This is a genomic window from Neobacillus sp. B24, assembly GCF_055381825.1.
Genome location: NZ_AP035777.1, coordinates 3,141,864 through 3,156,978 on the forward strand (window position 1 = coordinate 3,141,864; position 15,115 = coordinate 3,156,978).

A 15,115-nucleotide genomic window follows, 5' to 3' on the forward strand; every position below is an offset into this window, starting at 1 on the left:
CCGTTCTACTGGCTCTTTATCCTGCACTTACTGGCTCATTTATCCGCAAATGATGGTTCAAAACTCCGCACATATGGCTCAAACTATCCGCAATACTCAGTTTTTCCATCATGCCACGGATATGGACTGAATCTCCGAGGAATACACAACCTTCCTTGGTATTGCCAAACAACGAAGTATCGGCGACAGCAACAACATAATCCGGGTCAACTTCATTAGCAATTGCCGATATAGCCTTATTCAGCTTCTTTTCCGGGATTTCTGGGGCAACAAACACTTTCCCTCTTAATTCAGAGACATTCTCCTTAATGTAGCTTTCTACAGACACACAAAAGACCCCTTTATAGTAAATTTGCACTATAATTATTTTATAAAAATAATTAGGGGGATTTTTACAATATTTTTAGACAAACTTTGCAAAAAAATAACTATTAATAAGAATTTAATAGTTTATTTATCGGCTGTATTTGACAAATATTCGAATCCTCAAATTAATTTCTCTTCTTGTTCATTTCATCAGTTATAAAAAAATGCCAAGATGAATTAGTTCATCTTGGCATAGTATCGGGATAATTTCTTATCCATTTTCTTTTAATCAGTGGCCAGTGGACCCCCGTCGCTTTAAAGCTTTAGCGAGTCGGGGGTCTGACCCCAGAGTTCGTGGGATACTAAATAAACAATTTAAACGCCAATATTACGACACATTTTATGCAGAATTGGGTTATATAAATACATTATACGATGTCCTTTTCTCGATAATCCGTTTTGTCTTTTCCTTTATGGATAGTTGAAATAGCTGTTATTATGTTGGACCTAACAAGTAATGTTAATCTAAACATCTATTAAATAACAAAGAGCAGGCCTAAACCTGCTCCACAAAACCAGGAAACGTTAATTTACTCTCCTGATTATTTTCAATCACCAAAGGAGTTTGTTGCAAGGTAATATTTTCTAATATCATATCTCCTAAACTGAGGCGTTTAAACATTCCTCTTGTTTCATGTAATTAACCAATCTACCAAGTTTCTCAATTTCAATAACTACTTCATCACCATCTTTCAGCCATATCTGACTGTCTTTTGGGTAGCCTAAAACTACCCCTTCGGGTGTACCTGTTAGGATGATGTCTCCTGGTTCGAGCGTCAGGTGTTGAGAAATATAACTGACAATTTCATCACAATGAAAAATCATATCTGATGTGTTAGAGTCCTGCCGGATTTCTCCATTAACAAACGTTTTTATTTGCAAATTATTAGGGTCCCCTACTTCATCAGAGGTTACTAAATATGGACCTAGAGGACTAAATCCATCACAACTTTTACCCAATAACCATTGGCTCGTTTTCATCTGAAGATCCCTTGCGGATAAATCATTCCCATTACAATAACCAAAAACATAACTCAAAGCATTTTCTTTACTAACCTTTTTAGCCCTTTTTCCCATAACAATAGTCAATTCGGCCTCATAATCAACTTGTGAAGAGTTGGATGGAAGGAGAATAATATCCCCATGAGCTGAAATAGCATTATTAAATTTGTTAAATAAAATAGGAGATTCCGGGATGGACATATTTGATTCTTCTGCGTGTTTGCGATAGTTTAACCCTACACAAATGATCTTGCCTGGAGCAGGGACACAAGGACCAAATGTTAAATGTTCTTCCTGCTGATATTCTACACCCAGTTCTTCAATTCGAGCTACATAAGCAGCAACCTTCTCGATTGTTCCTTCATTTACTAATTCCTCTACAGTTTTGGGAATCTGATCTTCTGGAAAGGCTGACAATGTCTTAGGAATATCAATCACTCCTCTTTCCGTCTTTATACCTAAATGTAATCCTTCCTCAGTTCTTATTGATAGTAATTTCACTTTTATCTTGCTCCTTATTTAAATTTTATTTTTTATGACTAATAAGTACCGCTAGCATAAAATTGATAGTTTATAAAGAAGTAATTACCTAGGGAATCAACTTAATTATCCATTAGGGAGTTAAAAGAATCTTGGTCACATTATCACTATTATTTAATAGAGTTTCAAAGGCATTTCTACCTTCCTCCAAAGATAAGCATTTAGTAGAAGGAAGAACATTAACTTTTTCCTCAATGATCCATTTTAAGGCAATTTCAAAATCTTCTTTGGAATAAGCAAATGCGCCATACATTTTTAATTCTTTCCGAATGCAATCATTAATCGGTAAATTGGAATTGGAATGATGCAGACCAGTAAACACTACCCTGCCAGACGGTTTTACAATTTCTAAACATACATTTCGTGTTTGATCTAACCCTACCGCATCTACTGCAATATCGAATCCTTCTGCTGGGGCTACCTTCGAAAGCTCTACCTGATTAGAAGCGATTTTTGCGCCCATTTCTTCTGCGATTTTTAAGCGATTTCTATCAATATCCATGATGACTATCGACTCGACCCCTAATAATTTTGCTGATTGTAATACAAATAAGCCAATAGGCCCGGCACCAACTATTAATATAGTATCTAATGAAGTTACATCTATCATACGACAAGTATGAACAGCACAAGCAAGCGGCTCTGTTAACGCGGCGACATCTGGTGACAGATGGCTAGGAATTTCATAGACATTGCGTTCGGGAACAGTGACATACTCAGCAAAAGCTCCAGGTAAATGGGCACCTAGAAGTTTTCTAGAACTGCAAAGCTGCGTTTTCCCATTCATACAGTATTTACATTTCATACATGAGATTAAAGGATTCGAAGTGACCAACGTATTCACTTTTATGGATTGAACATTAGGTCCAACTTGTTCCACATAACCGGAGAACTCATGACCCATAACTAAGGGAGGAGTTCTTAATGAATTTTGTCCTAAATAACCGGAAAGCTCAGATCCACAAATGCCAACTCGTTCCACGCGAATTAATACCTCGTCTTCACCAGGCTCTGGAATTTCTACGTGTCTCAAATTCAATATTTTAGGACCCTCATATACTAAAGCTTTCATTTTTCCCTTCTCCATCGTATTGACTCCTTTGTAAGGATTGATAAAGCATTATATAATATTTTTAAAATGTTATAGATAAGCCGCCATCAACAGGGATCATTGCACCACACAAGTATGAGGCGTCTTCAGAGGCAAGAAAGGTAAGAACATTTGCCACTTCAAATGGCTGTCCTGCCCTCCTTTGAGGGATCTTTTTTTGCTCCACATAGATTGATTTAAACCAATCTGTTTCTAACTCATTCTCGCCTTCAATAATAGACATGGGCGTATCAATAAAGCCTAAATTGGCGCCGTTTACTCTGATTCCATAATCAATAAGTTCTAACGCCATACATCTAGTTAACTGGTCTAATGCCCCTTTGGCTGCGTTATAGTGAGAGGAGTCCTGCAATGCTCGATATGCATTAACAGAGGAAACATTGATAATGCTGCCCTTTATCTGATTTGAGACCATATGTTGAGCAGCTTCCTGTGAGCAAAAATAAGTCCCATTGACAATGACATCGAATACATTTCTCCATTTATTATAGTCAGCCCCTAGGAAACGAATGGGATATGATATAGCAGCATTATTTACTAAAACATCTACTTTTCCGTTTAATTCTATCGACTTATTAAAAAGCAATTTAACCTCATTTTCATCTGTAACATCAGCTGCGATAAAACTGACATCCAACCCCTGTTCTTTTAGTCTATTAGCGGCAACTGTTCCTACATCCTGTCTCCTTCCGGTTATTACCACTTTTGCCCCTTCGGTTGCAAACCGTTCAGCTGTAGCATAACCAACGCCTGTTGCTCCACCTGTAATTAAAACTGATTTATCTACGAATCTCCTCATACTAACCCCCATTATATGTCCAACTCATAATTGGACCATTGTTCGAATCCAGATTTGGTAACCATTCCGACATCCTCTAAACGTATACCAAAACCATCTTCCTCCAGATATACTCCAGGTTCTAAGGCAATGACCATATTCTCCTCAAAAATATCTGTCCCATTTGCACTAATCAGTGGCGCTTCGTGGAATTGCAGACCAAGTCCATGACCTGTGTGATGAGGATAGGAGTATCCATGATTTTTTAAGAACCCACGAACCATTTGATCAATTTCACTTACTGGAACTCCTGGACGTATACGATCTTTTGCTAGGCTCAGCGATTCCTTTACTAAATTCAAAACATCCATTACTTTTCCTTGTGGTTTCCCAACCGCAGAAACTGTACAGCTGTCACCCCAATACCCTTTCAAAGATGGAGCCAAGTCAACTAAAAATAGTTCTCCAGCTTGGATTTTTCTATTACTAGGCGGACCTCCTATTTGTGCCGTTCTTGGACCGGAGACGAAATCCGCTAATAATGGAATGCGCTGTCCTGCTGCTTTTTCTATTTCTGCCTTTACAAATCCATACATTTCAATTTCACTAAGATTGTGCTCTGCAATTTTTTTAACAGCTCTTTGCCCTATGTTCGCTAAATGTACAGCTGCTTTTAATTGTTTAATTTCATCATGATCTTTGATTCGCCTAATTTGGTTAAACGCTGTGGTACAGTCCTCGATAAATTGACTACCAATAAACTCATTTACGATATAGGGTACAAATCCCATTTCCATACCGATTCTATGTTTTGACCCTCTCTTTATCAGCCATTTATCTAAAGCACTTCTGTAGGCTTTTTGTCTATTATAATCACTGGTGTGGACGTCGTAATGGACATAAGTAAGGGGACGAACCCAAGGAGTTTGTATCTCATCTTCTACCTCTTCAGGACATAACAATACCCCATTAAGCTCGTTCCCACTTCGTTCAATTCTAAGTATTCTTGGGCCCCCCTCCAGTGGATTAGGGCCTACTTCTATGTCAGTTCCCACCCCTGTTAAGTACTGAACTAAGTGAGGGGAGGAAACAATAATCATATCCCACCCTTTTTCCTCCATTACCTGATTCAGCTTTTCAAACCTGCTCACGGTAATCCTCCTCTAACATACTTACTATGCAGCGTACACTTGTTGAAATCTCCTGCCCGGCTTGTAATATTCTTCGCTTTCCTAGTTTCTTTGCTTCATTTAAATATAGTGTATAGCCAGTAGCTGGTTCTAAGATTAAAGTATTAATTTTTCGCCATCCACCATACGTTCCAAAAGTCCATACCGTAGGAAAAAACTCTCGTTCAAAATGAAACTGAACCTTTATTCCTTCTTTCTCTTTTACTAATCCACAAAAACCTTCCGATAAATTTGAGTGGCATTGTAATTCAGCAAAACCGGAGGAATTAGAAGGGATTTTTGCCATATCAATTTTAATGTTGTCCCTAGTGGCATAAGGCCAAGAATAAATCGTGTTCTCAGGAACTCTCGGGACTAAATTAGCCGGCACAACATAGGATTTGGCAGCATTTAGTAAAATTTTATCTTCTTCATTAACCTTAAAAGCGGCATGGATCTTTAGCATGTAATCCATTGGAGACTCTCCGATATTCTTTATCGAATAATGTACATTAAAATAACTTTTATCCGATCCCAAGCTTATCGTTTTCTTCAAAATCACCTTACTAAGTGGACTTTCTGTCTCCAATTCAACCCTTATACAATTCTCTTCTTCTATAAAGTTATAGTCCCAATGAAGGAACCATAATTCTCCATGATCAAGAAGTTGTTTATTATCGACTGTTTCCTCTCGATCATTCGGAAAGATATCATGCCATCCTCCAAAAAAGACATCATCATACGTCATGCCTTTACTCACTTTAAAAGGCTTTCTAGATGGATCCTGCCATAACAAATTTAGAGATTTCGGCTTATAATCAATTCCCCAAATATTGCCTCCGTACTCGGGGAGAATCATTATTTTTAAATATTCATTTTCCAAAATGAGTGCTGTATAATCCTCATATAATTGCTCTTTGGTATAGTTTAACATTACCCAACCCTGTACTCCTCGAGGACCTTTTCATTTATTTCCACCCCTAAGCCAGGGCTATCGAGAGGAACATGTACAAATCCATCCTTGTATTCAATGGTTGTTTTTAATAAGTCTCTAGTAAGAGGGGAATTAGAAACTGTATGCTCAATTAAAAATCCATTTGGGATAGAGGCTGCAAAATGTGTGCTGGCTGCTACTAAAATACCAGTTTTAAAGGCATGCGGAACAACCTTCTTATATCGGTCATAGGCCATGTAGGCAATTTTGGTTCCCTCAGACAAGCCCCCACATCTTCCTAAATCCGGTTGTATAATATCTAAATGCCCTTCTTCCAATAATTTAAGAAATGATGTCCTGCTGCTTTCTTGTTCTCCCCCGGCGATGTTTAAGGTCGTCCGCTTTGACAATTCTCTATAACCATCTAGGTTATTGGGATGTAAGGGTTCTTCCAGCCAAAAAAGATTATACTTCTCATAAACTTCAGCAATTTTTAGCGCTCCTTTCAGGTCCCAAGCTAACCCAGCGTCAATCATTATATCGATGTCATCTCCGATAGCAGAACGAATTGTCTTTATTTGCTCTTGATCGAATTGAAAATCTCTTCCAATTGGGCCCCAGCCAAATTTTATCGCCTTATAGCCTTCATTGGCATATTTTAAGGCAAGTTCCCCAGCCTCTTTAATCGTTTCAGGCATTAGTGCACTAGCATACGCTTTCAGCTTTTTATTGAAAATTCCTCCAAGAGCTTCGCAGACAGGCCTTTTCATGACCTTCCCCTTGATATCCCATAACGCCATGTCAATTCCGCTGATGGCATGAATTGCAGGACCGGTCCGTCCAAAATATATGGAAGCTTTATACATTTTATCCCAAAGTCGCTCGATTTCTAGCGGGTTCTCACCTATTAAGACATTCTTTAACCCTGTTGCAATCGAATGTGACGGAAGTGCTTCGATTGCGGCTTTAGCAACAAGAGGAACAGAATCAATTTCCCCAATACCAGTTACTCCCTCATCGGTATGAATCCTAACGATTAATGTGTCCTGAGTTCCATCACACTTAGTCTCATCCAAATCCGGTATTCTTAAATAAATCGTTTCTATTTCGGTTATTTTCATGAACTTCATCCTCCTCGAATAAACAGTGGCTGTTGGATTTTATTTAATCGCTCCGGCAGTAATCCCTTTGTAGAAATACTTTTGTAACATGATAAACACGATAGCCAATGGCAAGGATGCCAGGGTAACGGCGGTAAACATGGAAGTGACATCTGATCCATATTGACCTTGAAAAGCCAATACCATAACAGGTAATGTATGTTTCGTACTGTCGGAAATAAAGAGCAATGGAGATAAAAAGTCATTCCAAATGACCAATAAATCAGAGATGATTACTACTACAATCGCCGGCTTTATCAAGGGGAAAATAATCTTAAAAAAGGTTTGAAACTTATTACAGCCGTCAATAAAAGCAGCATGTTCCAATTCAACCGGAATGGTTCGTATGAAACTCATAAAGATAAAAATGCTTAATGGCAAATTATAGGCTACCTCGACTAAAATCAAGCCTATATAGGAGTCCATTAACCCAAGTAATTTCATCAATTGGAACAATGGGATCATCGAAAACTGCATTGGCAGCATGAGTCCTAAAAGGAAATATCCAGAAAAAAGTGAAATTAATCTGGACTTCAACCTCACCAAAGGGTATGCAGCCATACTTCCAACAAAAACCAAAATAACAATACTTACGACTGTAACGAAAATACTGTTTAAAAGCGAATGCAAAAAGCTGGTATGTTGGATAATATAGGTGATATTCTCCAATGTAATTGAATTTGGCCAACTAATGATACTCGTTAATTCTGTTTTTTCTTTCAAAATATTTACTAGAACAACGTAGAAAGGGAAAAATTGAATAATAATCAAGATGATTAAGAAAGAATTAAACATAAATTTGTTCTTTTGCCCATACTCCACTAAAACTCTACCTCCCTTTTTGACAATGCCCTTAGTATCAGAAATACACAGAAGATTGATAGAAGGAGGACAAAAATACTTAACGCACTGCCGACCCCAATCTGACCGCTTTGAAACCCAAGTTCATAAATAGCGTATCCAATGGTCGAGGTTGAGTAGCCTGGCCCCCCACGCGTAAGAGAATAAATAATATCAAAAACACGAAGACCTCCTGTTACACTTAGAAGCAAATTGATTTTTAAACTAGGAATGAGTAAAGGAAGAGTAATTTCCCTAAACTTTTGAAAAGATGAGGCTCCATCTATATCTGCTGATTCATATAATTCTTGAGGAATGACTTGCAAATTAGCCAAAAAGATAATCGCACTATATCCAGTCCACGCCCACCATTGGGTAAGGATTACCAAAAACATGGCATATTTACTGTTAGAAAGCCACGCCAAGCTTGGCAGGTTAAATAACGAAAATAAGTTATTTAACGCACCTCCATTAAACTGGTACATATAGGTCCATATAATCCCAATAATAAATGGACTTATGACAGCAGGAATAAAAAATACAGACTTTGTAATATTTAAAAAAAAGGACTTCCGATCAAACACTAGAGCTAACAAGAGGCCTAATACAACTGCACCAAACACATTACCGATGCAAAACCATATAGTATTCATGATAGATTCTTTTACAATGTCAGTAGAAAATAAGGAGGCAAAATTTTTAAATCCTACATAACTATAATTCGGATCGATACCGTTCCAATCCGTAAAAGAAATATTGATACTCATTGCAAAGGGATAAATGACAAATGTAGAAAAGAAGATAAAAGCTGGCACTAAAAATAACAAAAGACTATTATTTTTTAAAATAACTTTAATCCTAGTGGATTTGGGTAAAATCACAACTCCATTATTTTGTTTCAAAGGAGTTACTACTTTAGTCATAAAAAACTCCTTTCTGTCAATAGACCCAAAAATAATTAAATTTTTGGGTCTATTGAAGAAATATTTTTACTTATAAATCGCATCCATTGAACTTTTATTCTGGATGAGAACGTCATCATACTTCGCAAACATCTCATCCGCATCTAATTGACCTGACATGTTACTGGTCAATAATTTAATAAATTCATAGTTAGGGTCTGATACCAACGGATACCACGGAATGGTCGAATCCAACTTTTGAAGCCCCTCTAAATAACCAACCATTGATTCTCCCAAATCCACAGTGACATTTTTAAATGCTGGAACAGAAGTCCATTCCTTATCTAGATAACCCATATTCTCTGGTTGTGCTACAAAATTCAGGAATTTTTTAGCTGCCTCTTTATTTTTTGAGTTCTTATTTACCCCAAAATTCCAGTCGGGGAATATTTGTACGGTTGTTTTTCCACTAGGATTCGGCAGGATAAACGAACCTAACTTCAGATCCGGATTCATAGATCCTGTAAATCCTGGAAGCCACGTACCTTGCAAAATCATAGCAGCCTTACCTTGCGCAATTTCTTGATAGACTTCCTGATATCCACCAGATAATACGCCTTTTGAAAAATATCCTTTTTTGTTTAGCTCCACAAATTGATTAATTCCTGCTTTAAAATGGTCGTTTTCAGCAATCTTTTCCTTTCCTTCATACAAATCCTTATAATAGTTATCGCCTTTTTCAGCATAGAAAGTCCCCAAAAGCTGAGTAATCGCACTATTAGGAACAAAGCCATCCTTCATCCCCATTGCTAACGGTGTAATTCCCGCCTGCTTTATTTTTTCAGCTACAGAGAGAAACTCTTCATAGGTAGTAGGGACAGCAAGATTTAACTTTTCAAAGATTTCTTTATTATAGAAAACCGCATAGCCTGCAGCAGTCATTGGCATTTCTATCAATTTTCCGTTGATTGTGATCGCATCTTTTACTGCAGGAAGCATATTTTCTACCCAGGGTTCTTTACTTAAATCATCGGTAAATGAAGCTAAATCATAATAAACCATAAATAAGTCAGGTCCTTCGCCTGATAGTAATTGTGGCCTGATAACACCTTTATACTGAGAATTAGGGGTAAATTGATACTCAATCTTAATAGTTGGATTTTCCTTCGTAAACTTATTAGCTAATGACTCCAGTGCTTTAGCAGCAGATTGTTCCATAAACATTACTTTTAAGGTTACATTTTCATCTTTTTTGGAGCCACTTTCTTCTTCAGTTGTTTCTTTAGCGGGGACACATCCGGTAAGGATAAGAAAAAGCAAAAGTAACATGATCCAAACTTTTGAAAAATGGTTTTTCATGATTTTTCCCCCAAATTTATATTTTTTCACCTAATTAAGGCAATAAACTACCAACAATATTTCTTGGAAATGCTTTCGCCCGTATAAAACCCTCTGCATAACGTACGCCTGTTTGAATTCCTCTAAACCTCGAAACTACTTCAATCATTTCAATGCTATTTAGATTGTACTGATCGCTTAACCAATCCCCAATTTGACTTTTATGCTTACTTAGCATTGCTTTCTTTAATTCAAAAGTATCACTAATATCTACGTATTCTTCTGGTTGGAAATGTAAACCTGCTAAACTATCGATGAAATATACGATGGGTATTTTCTTAGTAGGAGGATGTTTTGTCTTAATATTTGGCACAGTGGTCATGATGGCTACATCATTTGCGATTTGGCCAGTAAGTGTATGGTCTGGATTATATAAATCTTGGGGCCAATGAGTTAGTACGACATCTGGTTCGACTTGTCTCATAACATCAATAAACTTTAATCTGGTCTCTTGTGTATCAAATAGGAATTCATCAGGAAAGCCCATCCATATCATATTTGCGTTAATGACACTCGCGGCTTCTTGCGCCTCTTTCTTCCGAAGCGCTGCTATTACTTCTTTCCCCATCGTTGGGGAACCAACCTCCCCGTTAGTTGCGATTGCAATGGTGACCTTATCGCCACGCTGGGAGTATTTTGCCAGTGTTCCACCACAAAGAATCTCTGCATCATCAGGATGCGCACAGATTGCTAATACATTCAATAGAACCCCTCCATTCATAAAATTCAGAATAGTTAATAAGTACATTCTATAGGCGTAATGTATGATTGTCAACAATCTTATTTCTGAATTTTCAGATATATTATTGTTGATTGTTAACAATTTTAGTTGTATAGTAAGAATAACTATATTTCTATTGTTTAGGGATGAAAGAAAATAGATGGGGAGTGTTGCTTTTGTCCAAATATAAATTTAAATCTCAAAGGAATTTTTCTTTAAGAAAACAAGTCTCCCGTGATATCAGAGATGCTATTATTCAAGGAAATCTCAAACCAGGAGATAAACTAAGAGAAATTGAGATTTCTACTCAAATGGGAGTAAGTAGAGGTCCTATCCGTGAGGCTTTCAGGGAGTTAGAATCACAGGGACTCGTTTTGAGTCTGCCTTATCGTGAAACGGTAGTAGCCGATGTAACCAAAGATGAAGTAATAAACCTATTAATACCAATACGTTTAAAATTAGAACTATATGTAATTGAAAAAAAAATAAATGACTTCGACCATGACTTATTTAAGGAACTTCAGAAAATAATCGAAGACATGGAAAAATACACTTCTCAAAATGATATTTACAACTTAATTGAAGAAGATATTAAGTTCCATGAAACACTAATTAGTTTTGATGACCTTCCTTATTTAAAACACATATGGGATGGCATTGTGAATCGTATCCGACTTCATTTTATAAAAAACACAAAAATGTATAACGACCTCGGGAAGGTTGTAACTGACCATACTATTCTTCTAGAAACCTTAAAAAAAGGTGATTTCCAATTGATAAAAAAAGAATGGGAAATCCACATGAACAATGATGATTCACTTTTATGCTTTTCCGAGTGAGTCGGTTAATAAATATTTTTTAAAATGTCGGCATAACCATTCTTTAAATAAAAGTCAGGCGGTGCAGGTGCACCGCCCTTTATATTATTAATAACATTAACACCCGACACTTATGACATGAAATCTAAAAAGAGCAATTCTTTCTTGCTTTCATCACTTTCAAATTTTATGTTCCAGCGTCTTTCCATAAATTCAAGGAGCTTAAGTCCTCTTTCAAGAATATGCTTAGCATTCCAATCAGTATAAGCTGCTACTTCGATTTCACTATGGGAACCATCTGTATATCCCTTATGAGATCTGCCCACTGGGGATTTCTTGTCTGGAAAACTGTCATTTTGCATACTTGAATTTTTACTTCTAGAAAGTGGCAGCAAATTCCCGAGTGACCCAGTTAAGTATTTCTTCTGCTCATCTGTATAATCTGCAAACGCATTCTCCCAATAGGCATTATTAGGTGTTTGAGGATAGATATGTTCAATCGAAACCTTATCTTTTTCGCTTTTAGCAAATAAAGTCCAATCAATCTTCTGATTACCATTTTGCATAACTTTTTCTTGTTCATATTCATATAGGAAGTAATGCAGGCCATTCCACCAATAGAAACCGCCTCCATTTTTATAATGCTTTCCAATATATGATTTAAATGATTGAATATCAAAAGCAGTTGCCGGGCTTAGCCACTCCTCAATTCGTTCTCTTAATGTAACACAAATTTTATCAATTGAGATTTCTCCATTTCTAAGTTGCTTAGTGAGCCTGTAATATTCACTATTCCGGTAGGTAGAAAATGCTCGGCCCATTCGGAAAGCAATGAATATAAACCTCTCAATTTCCTTAAACAGTTTAATCCGGATATTAACCTTGATATCTGTTCTGACATAGGAAGCAACAACAAGCGGTCTAAAATAGGCAATTCCAATTCGATTTAATCTGTCAAGCCAAAGTTGCTCTTCTTGGGTTAAATCGGAATTATTTAAAGGGTTAAATGAGTTATACCAATGAACTGCAGCTGATTGTAAGCTTTTTACATAATCCGATATTTCCTTCGGGGCTAACTTTGCCTTTAACACTACCTTCTCTACAGTTCCATTTTCCTCAGGCTCTTCCTCTACAACAACCTCATCTCTAATTTCCGTAACGTCAATAATAGAATCTAATTTGATTTCAGTTTTATTGAATACATTTTGTGGTGTGAATTTCTCCTCAAGAAGAAATTTTATATAATCATCGCCTTTTTGTCGTGTATATTGAAAATACATAATCCAATGGGCTGTAAGAAAATCATCATCTGATAAAGGATTTTGTTTGTTTCTACCAAGCTGATAATAGACATCTTTCCAAGCATTATTAATATCTTCACGCAGAACTGCTCTTTCATCCTCTGTAATCTCATATGGTTCATAAAGAGTGGTTAGATAAATAAGGCGATTTTTTAAAAGCTCCAAATTAGAAAGCCTTTTTCCTCGGTTATTCATGGTTTCAAAAGCAACAAAAACATCAAAATCGTCTTCTATTTCATGGAGGTTGAACATTAGATTTTGAGTCACTTTTCTAAATAACACTTCAATCTCTGAAAGTCCAAAGGATTTAAAATAGTTTTCCAAGTTATCCTTGAAAAACTGCTTGGCATTCTCCAGATTCAATGTATAGAAAGTTTCCGTAATGCTCCCACCATCTGGCTCACCAAGTATTTTATGTTTCATATATTTAAAGCTCGGGTTATCCTTTTCGTATCCAAACTTATAAGTGTTAACTAAAAACTGTGGAGGCATTTGGACAACCAAGTATTCCTCTTTAATTTGTTTTAAACTAAAAGTACCGATATAAATATCTGCCTCGGACTTTCCGCTGTTTTCCGGAAGTGACTTTACTAAATTCAAAATTTCATTAATAAAAATGACAAATGTGGTTAATCTCTGCTGCCCGTCCACAATATGAAATGGCCGGAATGCCCGATCTTTGATTAACCAGCGTTCTGAGGTCCAGTTTTCTCCATCGTAATCCTTTCTTGAAACCTGCTTAAGTGACAACAATCCAGTGTAATGGAATCGATCACTCGGAAGATTCACAATATCCTCCCAGAAATCAGTTAACTGCCTTTTCTGCCAAGCATAACCACGCTGATAATCAGGTATCTTAAAAATTCTGTCCTTAAATATACTCTTTAATGACTCCAATGTTTGCATTAAATATACTACCCCTTTTCAAATAATAATCCCTATTCTTAGAGTTGGTGGAATTCGGCTTATTTTATTCTGTAGATTCGTCCCCTCAGTAGGAAAATCCTTTGTCTAAACTGGGGCTTACCCTCACATCTAGTTACTGCTCTATTCCGGCACATACATCTTCTTCAACGGCAATAAAGCTCTTTTATCACTTGGCATTTTTTCATACCAATTTTCTATTAACCTTACCAATTCTTCTAAGTCCACAAGACCAACAGAATTATGTTTTGCTACAGCATAGGCTTGTGAAGTGAATCCACCTGTTGAAACGAACAAACTATTGGCGTGGATTGGGTTAGCCCCCAATAATTGTTGGATTTCAGGTGCAGATGCTGTAATTTTCCGATGTTTAACCTGAACTTTAATAATGGGCTGTTCAAAGCCAAATGCATCTTTATAAGCAAGGACATCCACTCCACCATCAGGTCCTTTAGGGCTAATTTGCACATTGTAACCCATTGCCTCCAAAAGTCCGCCTACCAAATCCTGCATTTCCCATGGGTTAAGCTTATCTACTTTATCAGCAATCATTGCACTTGCTTTACTAACAAAATCTTCAATTATTACCGCTTCATCTTCAGTAACATCAGTTACAACAGTAGACTGATTTGGATTTTTTAATAAATTTTCGATTTCGTATCCCCATTGGTCCACACGAAAAACAGTCAAAACAGAGCCTAAACTATTTTTAGCTGCTTGTGATAATTTATCTCTTTCAATTGTTGGGTCATCCCACTGTACTCGAATATGGTTGGGATATTTAGGATTCCCAATTGACGTATCATAAAAATAAGTATCCGTAACTTTACCGATTATGTATTCTCTTCTATCTTTTAAGTAGGTAATAATCCGATCTCCCTTTTCAACTTCCTTACTAAAACGCCAAATCTGACTTACCCCACTCCTTCGAGAGTTTGGTTTATCCTCAGGATAAACTTCATCCGCCCTCTGCATTAATTCTTCCTTAGATCGGAAATTTTTAGGATTCCCAAGCTTGGCCCACCCGATAGAAGCTATTCCCTTTTCTCTCCATAACGGGATCAATTCATTATCATCACCTGCACGGATCATCCACCATTTGGTCATTTATCATTTCTCCTTATTTTTAGTAAAGATTCCTTTTCATTAAT

14 protein-coding genes are annotated in these 15,115 nt (G+C 36.8%); 1 reads left to right on the plus strand and 13 read right to left on the minus strand.

The window, feature by feature from the left end; translation table 11 throughout:
• Window positions 1-16: 16 nt before the first annotated feature.
• From ACZ43M_RS15445 to ACZ43M_RS15495, 11 genes are all read right to left on the minus strand, one after another.
• On the minus strand, window positions 17-328 hold the full coding sequence (locus ACZ43M_RS15445) for a hypothetical protein (RefSeq protein ID WP_464503442.1): 312 nt from the start codon (window positions 326-328) through the stop codon (window positions 17-19).
• A gap of 638 nt (window positions 329-966) precedes the next feature.
• Window positions 967-1,869 carry a fumarylacetoacetate hydrolase family protein gene (locus tag ACZ43M_RS15450; protein WP_464503443.1) on the minus strand — a complete coding sequence of 301 codons (903 nt, stop codon included), beginning with the start codon at window positions 1,867-1,869 and terminating at the stop codon, window positions 967-969.
• A 112-nt stretch (window positions 1,870-1,981) separates the two neighbouring features.
• The gene (locus ACZ43M_RS15455) at window positions 1,982-2,995 is read right to left on the minus strand and encodes a zinc-dependent alcohol dehydrogenase (protein ID WP_464503444.1); all 1,014 of its coding nucleotides are present in this window, start codon (window positions 2,993-2,995) and stop codon (window positions 1,982-1,984) included.
• Window positions 2,996-3,041: 46 nt separating this feature from the next.
• Window positions 3,042-3,818 (minus strand): SDR family NAD(P)-dependent oxidoreductase, encoded by a 777-nt coding sequence (locus tag ACZ43M_RS15460; RefSeq protein ID WP_464503445.1) that lies wholly within the window; start codon window positions 3,816-3,818, stop codon window positions 3,042-3,044.
• A gap of 11 nt (window positions 3,819-3,829) precedes the next feature.
• On the minus strand, window positions 3,830-4,948 hold the full coding sequence (locus ACZ43M_RS15465) for a M24 family metallopeptidase (RefSeq protein ID WP_464503446.1): 1,119 nt from the start codon (window positions 4,946-4,948) through the stop codon (window positions 3,830-3,832).
• Window positions 4,935-5,900: a hypothetical protein gene (locus tag ACZ43M_RS15470; RefSeq protein WP_464503447.1), complete on the minus strand. Its 966-nt coding sequence runs from the start codon at window positions 5,898-5,900 to the stop codon at window positions 4,935-4,937. The genes ACZ43M_RS15465 and ACZ43M_RS15470 overlap by 14 nt, the downstream gene beginning before the upstream one ends.
• Window positions 5,900-7,021, minus strand: coding sequence for a mandelate racemase/muconate lactonizing enzyme family protein (locus ACZ43M_RS15475; protein WP_464503448.1), 1,122 nt, complete (start codon window positions 7,019-7,021; stop codon window positions 5,900-5,902). The genes ACZ43M_RS15470 and ACZ43M_RS15475 overlap by 1 nt, the downstream gene beginning before the upstream one ends.
• A gap of 39 nt (window positions 7,022-7,060) precedes the next feature.
• Window positions 7,061-7,882: a carbohydrate ABC transporter permease gene (locus ACZ43M_RS15480; protein ID WP_464503449.1), complete on the minus strand. Its 822-nt coding sequence runs from the start codon at window positions 7,880-7,882 to the stop codon at window positions 7,061-7,063.
• Complete coding sequence (locus ACZ43M_RS15485; RefSeq protein WP_464503450.1) at window positions 7,882-8,823, minus strand: carbohydrate ABC transporter permease; 942 nt, start codon at window positions 8,821-8,823, stop codon at window positions 7,882-7,884. Before ACZ43M_RS15485 ends, ACZ43M_RS15480 begins: the two co-directional genes overlap by 1 nt.
• 66 nt (window positions 8,824-8,889) lie before the next feature.
• Complete coding sequence (locus ACZ43M_RS15490) at window positions 8,890-10,161, minus strand: ABC transporter substrate-binding protein (protein WP_464503451.1); 1,272 nt, start codon at window positions 10,159-10,161, stop codon at window positions 8,890-8,892.
• 34 nt (window positions 10,162-10,195) lie between these two features.
• Window positions 10,196-10,903 carry a PIG-L deacetylase family protein gene (locus ACZ43M_RS15495; RefSeq protein WP_464503452.1) on the minus strand — a complete coding sequence of 236 codons (708 nt, stop codon included), beginning with the start codon at window positions 10,901-10,903 and terminating at the stop codon, window positions 10,196-10,198.
• Window positions 10,904-11,097: 194 nt separating this feature from the next.
• Between ACZ43M_RS15495 and ACZ43M_RS15500 the strand changes: the two genes are divergently transcribed.
• The gene (locus tag ACZ43M_RS15500) at window positions 11,098-11,760 is read left to right on the plus strand and encodes a GntR family transcriptional regulator (protein ID WP_464503453.1); all 663 of its coding nucleotides are present in this window, start codon (window positions 11,098-11,100) and stop codon (window positions 11,758-11,760) included.
• Between the two features lie 110 nt (window positions 11,761-11,870).
• On the opposite strand, the gene ACZ43M_RS15505 is transcribed toward ACZ43M_RS15500, so the two are convergent.
• A complete protein-coding gene (locus ACZ43M_RS15505) occupies window positions 11,871-13,946 on the minus strand; it encodes a DUF262 domain-containing protein (protein WP_464503454.1) in 2,076 nt (691 codons plus the stop codon).
• 141 nt (window positions 13,947-14,087) lie between these two features.
• On the minus strand, window positions 14,088-15,071 hold the full coding sequence (locus ACZ43M_RS15510; RefSeq protein WP_464503455.1) for a restriction endonuclease: 984 nt from the start codon (window positions 15,069-15,071) through the stop codon (window positions 14,088-14,090).
• Window positions 15,072-15,115 lie beyond the last annotated feature (44 nt).

Excerpts from the sequence above, each read along its gene's own strand:
- ACZ43M_RS15455 (WP_464503444.1), bottom strand. The coding sequence starts at position 2,995 with ATGGAGAAGGGAAAAATGAAAGCTTTAGTATATGAGGGTCCTAAAATA.
- ACZ43M_RS15460 (WP_464503445.1), bottom strand. The coding sequence starts at position 3,818 with ATGAGGAGATTCGTAGATAAATCAGTTTTAATTACAGGTGGAGCAACA.
- ACZ43M_RS15470 (WP_464503447.1), bottom strand. The coding sequence starts at position 5,900 with ATGTTAAACTATACCAAAGAGCAATTATATGAGGATTATACAGCACTC.
- ACZ43M_RS15475 (WP_464503448.1), bottom strand. The coding sequence starts at position 7,021 with ATGAAAATAACCGAAATAGAAACGATTTATTTAAGAATACCGGATTTG.
- ACZ43M_RS15485 (WP_464503450.1), bottom strand. The coding sequence starts at position 8,823 with ATGACTAAAGTAGTAACTCCTTTGAAACAAAATAATGGAGTTGTGATT.
- ACZ43M_RS15490 (WP_464503451.1), bottom strand. The coding sequence starts at position 10,161 with ATGAAAAACCATTTTTCAAAAGTTTGGATCATGTTACTTTTGCTTTTT.
- ACZ43M_RS15505 (WP_464503454.1), bottom strand. The coding sequence starts at position 13,946 with ATGCAAACATTGGAGTCATTAAAGAGTATATTTAAGGACAGAATTTTT.
- ACZ43M_RS15510 (WP_464503455.1), bottom strand. The coding sequence starts at position 15,071 with ATGACCAAATGGTGGATGATCCGTGCAGGTGATGATAATGAATTGATC.